Genomic DNA, 10,531 nt, shown 5'->3' on the forward strand with positions numbered 1-10,531 from the left:
ATACGGGTTATAGAGCCGGTAGGTATTTCACCCCATCGTGTACTGGGTACTGCGTACTTCATGACTGTGCGCCCGCTGCTCCTCCTCGACGTGGACGGCCCGCTGAACCCGTTCCGCTCCCGCCTGCCCGGCCTGCGCGGCTACCGCAGCCACCGCATGCATCCGGACATCTGGATGTCCCACCAGCGCCCGGGATCCCGTCGCGCCCGCCGCGGCGTACGGGTCCTGCTCCACCCTTCGCACGGCGCCCGGCTCCAAGCCCTCCCCTTCGAACTGGCCTGGGCCACCGCCTGGACGCACGAGGCCAACGCACTGGTCTCGCCGCGCATCGGCCTGCCCACCGACCTGCCGGTCATCGAATGGCCGGAGCCCTTCGCCCGCGACCCCGACGGCCTCTTCTGGAAGACCCGCCCCCTCCTCGACTGGGCCGCAGGCCGGCCCTTCGCCTGGGTCGACGACCTGATCACCCCCCGCGACACCGCCCACGTCCACACCCACCACCCCACCCCCGCCCTCCTCCTCCGCATCCACCCCCGCCACGGCCTCCGCGACCGGGACTTCACCACCCTGGCCACCTGGGCCTCACAACTCCCCGCCTGAGACGCCGAACTACCCCCTTGCGCAACAAACAACTGAGATTAATACTGGGATCTCACTCCAAACTACGAGAGAGATCGAGGTGTGCCGCATGGCCAAGTTCACTCGCCGGATCCATCTGAGCGAGCTCGTCGCGGACGGTCTGCTGCATCCCGGTGAGGTCCTGCTCTGGCGCCGCCCGCGCCTCGACGAGCTGCACCGGGCCTTCCTACTCAAGGACGGACGACTGGCCCTGGCCGATGGAACCTGCCACGACTCCCCCTCGAGCGCGGCCAGCCACATCGCCGGCCGGCCCGTCGCCGGGTGGGGGGCCTGGGAGACCGCGGACGGAATCCCGATCGACACCTTCCGGTACCGGTACATGCGCGCCGCCTGAGCGCCGCGCGGCCGGGCACCTCGGCCCGCCCGCCACGGGTGGGCCGAGGTATCCTGCCATCAGAGAGAAGAGAGAGAAAGTAGGAGGGTCCCGCGGATGGACAGGACGATCCAGGTCGACGAGGAGGTCTACACGGCGCTCCAGCTGGCTGCCCGCCCGTTCATCGACACGACCCCGAATTCCGTCCTCCGCCGGCTGCTCGGCCTCGACGACGAGGAACGCACGGACACCGGAACAGCGGCGGGCCCGATCCCGGCCGGGCCCCCTGAGCCCGCTCGCCGTGTCGTCCGGGTCAAGCGCCGGGGTGGCCTGCTGCCCCTGATCGAGTCCGGCCGCCTCCGCGCCAATCAGCGACTCGTATGGAAGCGGCGCAACCATGGCGAGGAGTACCACGCGACCGTCCTCGCCAACGGAGAGATCCGCCTGGAACACGACAACTCGCGCCACCGCACGCCGTCCTCGGCCGCCGCGTCCATCACGGGCTACCAGATCAACGGCTGGAACGTATGGGAAACCGAGCAGGGCGAGTTCCTGGCTGAGCTACGCGGCTGACTTCGGCCAGCTCGCGGCAGCGAACGAACACGCAGCCTTCCCGCTGTCCACCGGCAGCAGGCGCACCTGCCAGGGCCCACCCGGCGCACACGGTGACCGCCAGTACCTGGACGAGGACGTAAAGCGGTACGCCGAGCCTCTCGAAGGGGCTGACGAACGGCGCGTGTACGTGCTTCGCGATGCCCCAGGCAGCCGGTACACACAGGCACATGCTGAGCAGGGCCAACAGCTTCGCCGCCGCGGTGGCCTGCCAGATTCCCGGCACGTCCAGGTCGTCGGGGGGGTGAGGTCGAGCTCGTCGGCGTACATCGCGTGCAGCACCGAGCCTGAGGTGACCACGAGGGAGGCGACCGCCGTGAAGGCGATGGGAGCGGCCCAGGCGAGCCACTCACCCCAGGTCCACTGACGGACCAGAAGGCACAGGCCCACCAGAGTGGCCCCCACAGCGAGCATCTGAAGTGCCTGCAACGGTGTCATGACCGAACCGTCCGGACCCGTGAGGTGCAGGCCCGAGTTGAGGACTATCGCGGCGGAAACGCTGCCTGCGAACAGTCCGAGGACGCGGCACCATGTGGCTGCCCCCGCGCCCATTCACCACGTGAACGTCCGTCTCCCGGCCGGGCGCCGTGCCGCCCTGGCGAGGCATGCGGGACATCCGCCGCTTCAGCTGCCCGGCCACCGTCAGGGGCCTCGGCGCCGACCGGGACGGTGGGCGATGGGCGGTGGTGTGGACGCGCCACTCCGTGAGCTGTTCCCGGTCCCGGTTCATCACCTCGCAGTGCCGGGCGTACATCTCCAGACGGGCCGAAGCCGTCGCACTTCGCTCGGTCTCCCCCATCCGCCCCTCAAGGGCCGGTGGGCTGCTGCAGTGGCTCCGACTCTGTCAAGTTTCCGAAGGCTCAGGTGGGGTCGGGGTGGCCGAGGGCGTGGAGGGGGTTCGGGGAGGGGGTGCCGGTGGGCCACCAGTCGGTGGTGGAGGGGCGGGATTCGTAGGCGTACCAGAGGCCGTCGCGGCCGAGGCGGAGTTGGCGGGTGGCGGAGGTGAGCTGGTTGCGGTGCGGGCGGAACGGGCCCTGGCCTGCGGCGAGGAGGGCGGGGCGGGCGCGGTCGAAGGGGCCGGCCGGGGGGTCCCAGGGTTCGTCGAGGGCAGCCAGGCCGGCCGGGCCGCCCTGGCGCCAGGCGGCGGCAGCGCGGGCCAGGTCGGTGGTGGTGCGGCCGGTGGCGTGGGCCAGGTCGCGGTAGAGGCGGCGGGCGGTGGTGGTCAGTCCGGCCGTGGGGTGGGCCGAGGCCAGCCGGACCGCGTCCTGCCAGAGGGTGAGCCCGGCGTACGGGTCCTCGCCGGTGCCGAGCAGGGTACGGGCCCGGGCTGCCGCGTCCGTGGCCAGCTGGTCCAGGGCGAGCGGGTCTGGGCCGGCCGGGTCTGGCGGGTAGGCCGGAGGTGCGCCGGGAGCGGTGGGTGGCCCGGGTGGGACGGGCAGGGGTGTCAGGGGGCGGGCGAGGGCCGTACGGGCCGGGACGCCGGGGAAGTCCGGGGCGGAATCAGGCCGTTCGCGGGCGGCGAGGGCCGCGTTGCGCCGGGTGAGCTCCTCCAGGAGCTCACGCTCGCCCCGGCCGCGCAGCAGCAGGAGGACGAACGGGTCCTGGTCGAGGAGGCGGGCGGCGCGGTAGCAGAGGGCGGCTGCGTGTTTGCACGGCGGGTGGGCGACGTCCGGGCAGGAGCAGCGCGGGAGGAGGTCGCCGGGGCCGGGCAGGATCCGATCCGCCAGGGAGCGGGGGATCTCCCGTTCGACGAGGGCGGCGAGCGCGGCCGGATCCGCCGCGAGGGAGGTGAGAAGGTCTCGCCATTCCTCGTCGGTGAAGGGGGTCAGGGCGAGTTCGGTGCGGTAGGGGCGGGGGCGGCTGCCCCGGACGTACGCCACCAGCCGGCCGGGGGTGACGGTGATCGCGTCGACCTGGCCGGAGTCCGCGTAGGCAAGGCCGCGGGTCAGGCGCGCGGAGTCGCGGGAGAGCTCTTCCAGGGCCGCCGTCCAGGCACGGCCCCACCAGCTGGTGGGCTCCGTGCCCGGCGGTACGGAGTCGAAGGTGCGGCGGCGGTCGTCCCGGCTCGTGATCATGCGGGCCTGCGCAGGGAGACGAGGTCGGCGAGCTCCCGGTCGGTGAGCTCGGTCAGGGCGGTTTCGCCGGAGCCCAGGACGGCGTCCGCGAGGGCGCGTTTCATGTCGAGCATCTCGGCGATCCGGTCTTCGACGGTGCCTTCGGCGATGATGCGGTGGACCTGGACGGGCTGGGTCTGGCCGATCCGGTAGGCGCGGTCGGTGGCCTGTTCCTCCACGGCCGGGTTCCACCAGCGGTCGTAGTGCACGACGTGGGCGGCCCGGGTGAGGTTCAGGCCGGTGCCCGCCGCCTTGAGGGAGAGCAGGAACACCGGGACCTCGCCGGACTGGAAGCGGTCCACCAGCTCCTCGCGGCGCGGCACCGGGGTGCCGCCGTGCAGCAGCTGGGTCCCGATCCCGCGGGCCGCCAGGTGCTTCTCCAGGATCCTGGCCATGGTGACGTACTGGGTGAAGACCAGCACCGAGCCGCCCTCGGCGAGGATCGTGTCCAGCAACTCGTCCAGGAGGGCGAGTTTGCCCGAACGGTGCGCGATGCGGGGGTGCTCCTCTTTCAGGTACTGCGCAGGGTGGTTGCAGATCTGTTTGAGCGAGGCCAGCAACTTCATGATCATGCCGCGGCGTTCGATGCCTTCGCTCGCCTCGATCACCGCCATCGCCTCGTCCACCGCGGCCTGGTAGAGCGAGGCCTGCTCCCGGGTGAGGGAGACCGGGTGGTCGGTCTCCGTCTTCGGGGGGAGTTCGGGCGCGATGCCCGGGTCGGACTTCTTGCGGCGGAGCAGGAAGGGCCGGACCAGGGCCGCGAGGCGGGCCACCGCCTCATCGTTCCCGCCGTCCTCCTGCTGTTGCTGTTCCACCGCGCGCGCGTGCCGGGCCCGGAACGCCGTCAGCGGACCGAGCAGCCCGGGCGTGGTCCAGTCGAGCAGCGCCCACAGCTCGGAGAGGTTGTTCTCCACCGGGGTTCCGGTCAGCGCCACCCGCGCGGGGGCCGGGATGGTGCGCAGGGCCCGCGCCGTGGCCGAGTGCGGGTTCTTGACGTGCTGAGCCTCGTCGGCGACGACCATCCCCCAGCTCTGCTCGGCCAGCCGGGCGGCGCCGGCCCGCATCGTTCCGTACGTGGTGAGGACGAAACCGGCGCCGGTGCTGTTGAGGCCGTCGCCGGTGAGGCCCTCGAGGGTGCGGGTGGCCCCGTGGTAGCGGCGGACCGGCACGCCGGGGGCGAACCGCTCGATCTCGCGCTGCCAGTTGCCGAGCAGGGAGGCGGGGCAGACGACCAGGGTGGGCTCGGGGCGGGCCCGGTGCAGGTGCAGGGCGATCAGGGTGACGGTCTTACCGAGGCCCATGTCGTCGGCTAGGCAACCGCCGAGGCCGAGCGAGGTCATCCGGTCCAGCCAGGCCAGACCGCGCGCCTGGTACTCGCGGAGGGTGGCCTTCAGGCCGGCCGGCGCCGGGAGGGCTTCCAGGTCCCCGGTCAGCCGGTCGCGCAGGGCGGCGAGCGCGCCGACCGGGACCGCGGGCACCGGCTCGCCGTCCACCTCGGCGGTCCCGCCGAGTACGACGGCCAGCGCGTCCACCGGGTCCAGCAGGCCGAGCTCCCGCTTGCGCGCCTTGCGCACCAGCTCCGGGTCCACCCGCACCCACTGGTCACGGAGCCGCACCACCGGCCGGTGGGCCTGGGCCAGCGCATCCATCTCGCCGGGGGTGAGCCGGTCCCCGCCGAGGGCGAGCTCCCAGGAGAAGGAGAACAGCCCGGCCGCGTCGAAGAAGGCGGTCCCGTCGGTGGCCGAGCCGGGCGCATTGGAGCGCACCACCGCGGTCGCCGTCAGGCTACGGGCGAGCTCGCGCGGCCAGTGCACGAGCACCCCGGCGGCGGCGAGCCGGGTCGCGGCCCGGCCGAGGAGGTCTTCGAGCTCGGGGTCGGACAGCGCCAGCGCATCGGGCACCGGCTGGTCGAGCAGCCTCAGCAACGGCGGCCAGACCCGGCCGGCCCGGCGCAGCGCGAGCACCGCGTCGACCCGGGCGCGCGGGCCGAACCCGGCGGCGGCCGTGCCTGCCCACAGCTGCGCGGCATCGGTGACGAGCGTCGGATCGGCGAGGCTGTGCAGCTGGACCACGGCGGCGCCGGCCCGCCGGACCTCCTCCGGCTCCGCCTGGTCGAAGAGCCGGTACGAGGACAGGTCGAGCCGGAGCGAGAGGCCGACGCCCGCGTCGGAGCCCGCCGCGACCTGCGCGGCCCAGTCCTGCATCCCGGGCACCCGCTGCGGCTCGGCCGCGGCGAACGGCCGGCCTGCGGCGAACGGCGCGGCCGGGGTGCGCGGCAGGGTGTCGGCGACGGCGTCGAGGAACGCCCGGAGCAGCGCCTCCGGTTCGGGCAGGTGCAGGGGGCGGCGTCCGGCCAGCGGGGTGGCGTACCCCTCGTGCGGGAGGGCGGCGGCGACCGCGCGGAGCTGCGCGATGTCCTCGGCGTCGAGCGGCCCGGCCCGCCAGGCGTCGTACCCCTCCGGGGTGAGCCCGGGCAGCAGCCGCCCGCGTGCGACGAGCCCCAGGGCCTGCCGGGCGGCGGTTCCCCAGCAGCGGGTGGCGGGGTGGGCCGCCGGGTCCGCGGCGGCCCGGACCAGCAGGGGCAGCGCCTCGGTGACGGACAGGACCACGGCCGGCACCTCGCGGCTGCGGATGCCGGCGGCTCCGTGCGGTCGCACCACGGTCAGCTGCTCGGCCCCTTCCGGGCTCGCGGGCAGCGGCTCCCCGTCGGGGGACCAGAAGGCAAAGCGCCCCTGCCGGGGCACGGCGGCGGGCAGGAACACGGCGGCGGTGCGGTGCAGGGCTCCGCCGGGCGGGTGGTGGGGCGGGGCCGGAGCTGGAGCCGGGGCAGGGGTGTGCGGCGGCTTCGGCATGCGCGGCTCCCTTCCTCGGCTCGGTCGCGGTCGGCCCCCGCAGGGCGGGGATATCACTGTGGCCGAGTCTAGGTGCGGCCACTGACAGCGCCGCTGACCTGCGCAGATGCCGGGCGGATCAGCCCTTGGCCCAGCGGCCCAGCTCGCTCGCATAGCCGTACTGGGGCCGCCCGGGGGCGGCGCTGGTACGCAGGGTCCGGCCGTTGTCGTCGATGCGGGTGACTCCGGAGCCCGCCGGTCCGGACCAGCGCAGCTCGGCGTACCAGTCGCAGTCGCAGCCGGTGGCGGACGCCTCGATCCGCAGCACCACCGGCTCCTCGGCCGTCACCCGGAGCGGGAACGCCGGGGCCGGAACGGGCCGTTCCCCGTCGTGGCCGGTGACCGGCCGGGCGAGCGGACGCGGCGCGTCCAGGTTCACGGCGAAGGCGGCCGGGGTGAGCGAGCCGCCACAGCCGGGCGACATCAGGTAGACGTTCCAGGGTGGCGGGGTGCGGCGGGCGGTCACCCGTATGTCCAGGCCCTGGAGGACGACGGCGCCGGCGCCTGCGCCTGCGCCTGCGCCCTTGCCGATGCCGATGCCGTGCACGGTGACCTCCACGATCTGCTGTCCCGCGTGCACGGCCTGCCGGGCGGTGGCCCAGGCCGGGGCGTCGGCCTCCGCTGGAGGCGGAGGCACCGCCTCCGGCCCTTGCCGCAGCAGGTAGGCGTGGTCGCAGCCGTTGGCCCACACGTGCGAGCGGACGGCGGTACGCAGCGCCGGAGCCGTCGACGGGATCGCGGAGGCGGTCGGGCCCGGGCCCGGCGGGGTCGGGGCGGGGCCCGGGGCGGTACCCGTGCCGTTGCCCGGCTCCGGGCTGCTGCCGGAGGCCGGGCTCGTGGGCGTACCGGTTCCGCTTCCGGCGCCGGTGCCGGTGCCGGTGCCGGGGGCAGGGGCCGCGCTGGGGCCGGCCACCGGGCCACCGGCCTCCGGCCGGTCGGAGCCCGGTTGCCCGGCCATCGCAAGGCCGGCAGCCGCCAGCGCGACCGCTGCCACGCCCGCGACCGCCCCGGCGACGGCCCGCCGCCCCCGGTACCAGGGCCCCCGGTCGGCCTCCACCGCAGCCCCAACCCCAGGCCCCGCGGCACCCCCCTCCGACTCCGCAGTCCCAGCCTTCGCCGACCCGGCGGACGCCCCGACACCGCGCCCGGGCACCGGCCCCGGCTGCGGGGCGGCGGGCCCAGGCTGCGAGTCCCGGTCAGCGGACAGCTCCGACGCCAGCTCCCGCCGGGTCGCGGCCGGGGCCTGCCCCGGCGTCGGCTGCACGCCCGAGTTCGCCGGGCTACCACCTCCGGCCCCCGAAGGCCCGGCTGAGCCCGGGCGGGCCGGCTGGCCCGTCTCCGGCTCCGGAGGCCCGGTCATCGTCGGCCCGGTCGGCGCCCCGACACCGCGCCCGGGCACCGGCCCCGGCTGCGGGGCGGCGGGCCCAGGCTGCGGGTCCCGGTCAGCGGACTGCTCCGACTCCGGCTCCCGCGGGGCCGCGGCCGGGGCCTGCCCCGGCTCCGACTGCACGCCCGAGTTCACCGGGCTACCGTCCCCGGCCCCCGAAGCCCCGGCCGGGTCCGACCCCAGGGTCGGTGGCCCAGGCAGCGGGGCCCGGTCAGCGGACAGCTCCGGCGCCGACTCCCGCAGGGCCTCGGCAGGAGCCCGCCCCGGCGCCCGAGCAACACCCGAGTTCGCCGGGCTATCGCCTCCAGCCCCCGAAGCCCCGGCTGCGCCCGGACCGGCCGGCTGGCCCGCCTCCGGCTCCGGAGGTCCGGTCATCGCCGGCCCGGTCGGCGCCCCGACACCGCGCCCGGGCACCGGCCCCGGCAGCGGGGCGGCGGGGCCAGGCAGCGGGACCCGGTCAGCGGGCTGCTCCTGCTCCCGCAGGGCCGCGGCCCGGCTCGCCGGGCTATCGCCTCCGACCCCCGAAGCCCCGGCCATGCCCGGACCGGCCACCGGCCCCGGGGCCGCGGTCCCCGGCTGCCGGGCCCCGTCAGCGGGCGGCTCCGGCTCCGGCTCCCGCAAGGCCGCGGCACGGCTCGTCGGGGTGTCGGCGTCGGCCGCCGGAGGGCCGGCCGTGCCCGGGCTCGGCGGGGTCGAGCGGGGCGTTGCGCGGCGGCGGGCGTCTGCCAGTAGCCAGGCTCGGTGCAGGTCCACCGCCTCCCCCGGGGAGGCCCCGCAGGTACGCGCGAAGCGGTCCACCGCCGCGAACTCCGTCGGCACCGCCTCCCCGTTGCAGTACCGGTGCAAGGTCGACGTACTGGTGTGCAGCTTGCGCGCGAGCACCCCGTAACTCAGCCCGGACCGCTCCTTCAGCTCCCGCATCAACCGCGCGAACCGCTCCGTTTCACCCACGCCCCGCTCCCCCATCCCCTGGTGCCGCGCCGTCCGCCCCGGCCGTCCCGCCCCGCCGTTCCATGCAGGGGGCATTCCCCCAGGTGACAGCACGTACGGCCATTCCAGTGTCCCGAATCCGCGGCAATCCGTCGCCCGACACCCCGGCCTGGGGGAATGCTGATCCAGCACGCGCAACACACTCATGACAACGGGGAGCACGATCATGCTCAAGCGTCTCGGCACCACTCTCACCGCCGTCCTCGCGGCCACGGCCGCCCTCACCCTCACGGCCACTGCCACGGCCGCCGCCGCGCCCGGGTTCATCACCGGCCGCGACCTGCCGCCGCACCCGGCCTCTCCGTGGTCCACCGGCCCGGTCACCAAGGGCCTGCCGGAGTGGCCGGTGTTCTGCCTGGAGGGCGCCCTTCCGAAGGCCAACTCCTGGCACCGCACCTTCGGCACCGAGTTCGACACCGGGGCCCTGCAGATCTCGGTACGGGCCGCCTCCGACAGCGCAGCCGCCAAGCTGGCCACGGCCCTGGAGCGCAAGGTCGCCGCCTGCGCCGCCGACTGGCTGCGGACGAACCCGGGCGGGACCGCCTCCTGGCAGGACTACGGGAAGATCAAGGTCGAGGAGGGGGCGCACGTCTACGGGGTGCACACCTCGATCCCCGAGTCCGAGCCCGGTGTGGGCCTGTACGGGATCGGGAGGGACGGTTCCACCGTGACCGTGGTGAAGTGGAGCCAGATGGGGTACCTGTCCGACGCCCCGGTCTCCGCCTTCAAGAAGACGACGACCACCGCCGTCAACAAGCTCAACCCGTAGAACTCCTCAGCCGGCCCGCGGTGGGAGGATGGAACCGAGCCCGGGAGGCGAGGTCCATGCGTTCCGGAAACGAGCCGGTGACGGCGCGCAGCCCGCTGCGGCTGCGGTTCTGGCTGGGTATGTGGGGGCTGGTCTGGGCCGCCGCTGGGACGGCCGCATTCCTGCTGGCCGGCCGTCCCGGCTGGGCGGTGGCCTGCGGGGGGCTGATGGTGGTCGTGGTGGTCGACCTGATCATGGTGCTGCGGCACATCCACCAAGGGCCGCACTACCAGCCCGGCCCGGACATCCCGCCGTACGAACCACCGCGCAGCCGCCCCTGAGCCGGGTCGGCGTGCGGTCAGCCCTCGAAGCGGGCCGCCTCCAGGTACTCGGGCCTCGGGTCAAGGGCGGCGGCCAGCCTGAAGTGCTTGCGGGCCGGGCCCGGACGGCCGGCCCGCTGGTGGGTGCGGGCCAGCGCGAAGTGCGCGAACGCGTTGTCCGGCTCCCGCTCCAGCACCAGCTCGAATTCCAGCTCGGCGGGCCTCAGTTGGGCAGCGGCGAAGAAGGCCCGGGCGCGCAGCAGGCGGGCCGCGGTGTTCTCGGGGTGGGCGGCGATGACCGAGTCGAGCAGCCGCACCGCTCCGCGCGGGTCCCGGGCCGCCAGCAGCTGCTCCGCGGCGCGGTAGTCGATGACATGCGTCTCGGGGCTGGCGGACGGGTTGGGCCTGGTCTCCGACACAGTGTGTCCTACCTTTCTTGATGTGGGCCTGAACTGGTCATTCGTAAGATCGGTGGGGCCCAGGGGTCCCGGGTATGGCTGTCACTGTGACGCCGTTG

9 protein-coding genes and 1 pseudogene are annotated in these 10,531 nt (G+C 74.8%); 5 read left to right on the forward strand and 5 right to left on the reverse strand.

Annotated features, from left to right (window positions below; translation table 11 throughout):
* Positions 1-60: 60 nt before the first annotated feature.
* From ABT123_RS35395 to ABT123_RS35405, 3 genes are all read left to right on the forward strand, one after another.
* Positions 61-600: a hypothetical protein gene (locus ABT123_RS35395; protein ID WP_351322319.1), complete on the forward strand. Its 540-nt coding sequence runs from the start codon at positions 61-63 to the stop codon at positions 598-600.
* An 88-nt stretch (positions 601-688) separates the two neighbouring features.
* Complete coding sequence (locus ABT123_RS35400; RefSeq protein WP_351322321.1) at positions 689-973, forward strand: DUF4357 domain-containing protein; 285 nt, start codon at positions 689-691, stop codon at positions 971-973.
* A gap of 96 nt (positions 974-1,069) precedes the next feature.
* Positions 1,070-1,525, forward strand: a complete 456-nt coding sequence (locus tag ABT123_RS35405; protein WP_351322323.1) for a DUF4357 domain-containing protein — start codon at positions 1,070-1,072, stop codon at positions 1,523-1,525.
* Between the two features lie 899 nt (positions 1,526-2,424).
* Here ABT123_RS35405 and ABT123_RS35410 read toward each other — a convergent pair.
* The 4 genes and pseudogenes from ABT123_RS35410 to ABT123_RS35425 form a co-directional block, all read right to left on the reverse strand.
* Entirely contained in the window at positions 2,425-3,639 is a 1,215-nt protein-coding gene (locus ABT123_RS35410) for an SWIM zinc finger family protein (protein ID WP_351322325.1), read from the reverse strand.
* Positions 3,636-6,530 (reverse strand): SCO1167/SCO6262 family helicase, encoded by a 2,895-nt coding sequence (locus tag ABT123_RS35415; protein ID WP_351322327.1) that lies wholly within the window; start codon positions 6,528-6,530, stop codon positions 3,636-3,638. The genes ABT123_RS35410 and ABT123_RS35415 overlap by 4 nt, the downstream gene beginning before the upstream one ends.
* A 118-nt stretch (positions 6,531-6,648) precedes the next feature.
* Positions 6,649-7,626, reverse strand: a complete 978-nt coding sequence (locus ABT123_RS35420) for a hypothetical protein (protein ID WP_351322337.1) — start codon at positions 7,624-7,626, stop codon at positions 6,649-6,651.
* A 1,146-nt stretch (positions 7,627-8,772) separates the two neighbouring features.
* A pseudogene (locus ABT123_RS35425) lies at positions 8,773-9,213 on the reverse strand (helix-turn-helix domain-containing protein); the annotation flags it as partial.
* Between ABT123_RS35425 and ABT123_RS35430 the strand changes: the two are divergent.
* Together ABT123_RS35430 and ABT123_RS35435 are read left to right on the forward strand one after the other, a co-directional pair.
* Positions 9,113-9,715: a hypothetical protein gene (locus ABT123_RS35430; protein WP_351322329.1), complete on the forward strand. Its 603-nt coding sequence runs from the start codon at positions 9,113-9,115 to the stop codon at positions 9,713-9,715. The pseudogene ABT123_RS35425 and the gene ABT123_RS35430 overlap by 101 nt on opposite strands.
* Before the next feature lie 56 nt (positions 9,716-9,771).
* Positions 9,772-10,035 carry a DUF6343 family protein gene (locus ABT123_RS35435; RefSeq protein WP_351322331.1) on the forward strand — a complete coding sequence of 88 codons (264 nt, stop codon included), beginning with the start codon at positions 9,772-9,774 and terminating at the stop codon, positions 10,033-10,035.
* 17 nt (positions 10,036-10,052) lie between these two features.
* Here the strand turns inward: ABT123_RS35435 and ABT123_RS35440 are convergent, their stop codons facing one another.
* Entirely contained in the window at positions 10,053-10,433 is a 381-nt protein-coding gene (locus ABT123_RS35440) for a tetratricopeptide repeat protein (protein ID WP_150210415.1), read from the reverse strand.
* Positions 10,434-10,531: the final 98 nt, after the last annotated feature.

Source organism: Streptomyces sp. NPDC002054 (genome assembly GCF_040296685.1).
In the GTDB taxonomy this organism is placed as follows: domain Bacteria; phylum Actinomycetota; class Actinomycetes; order Streptomycetales; family Streptomycetaceae; genus Streptomyces.

Coding starts and splice junctions, on each gene's coding strand:
- ABT123_RS35395 (WP_351322319.1), top strand. CDS start 61: ATGACTGTGCGCCCGCTGCTCCTCCTCGACGTGGACGGCCCGCTGAAC.
- ABT123_RS35400 (WP_351322321.1), top strand. CDS start 689: ATGGCCAAGTTCACTCGCCGGATCCATCTGAGCGAGCTCGTCGCGGAC.
- ABT123_RS35405 (WP_351322323.1), top strand. CDS start 1,070: ATGGACAGGACGATCCAGGTCGACGAGGAGGTCTACACGGCGCTCCAG.
- ABT123_RS35410 (WP_351322325.1), bottom strand. CDS start 3,639: ATGATCACGAGCCGGGACGACCGCCGCCGCACCTTCGACTCCGTACCG.
- ABT123_RS35415 (WP_351322327.1), bottom strand. CDS start 6,530: ATGCCGAAGCCGCCGCACACCCCTGCCCCGGCTCCAGCTCCGGCCCCG.
- ABT123_RS35430 (WP_351322329.1), top strand. CDS start 9,113: ATGCTCAAGCGTCTCGGCACCACTCTCACCGCCGTCCTCGCGGCCACG.
- ABT123_RS35435 (WP_351322331.1), top strand. CDS start 9,772: ATGCGTTCCGGAAACGAGCCGGTGACGGCGCGCAGCCCGCTGCGGCTG.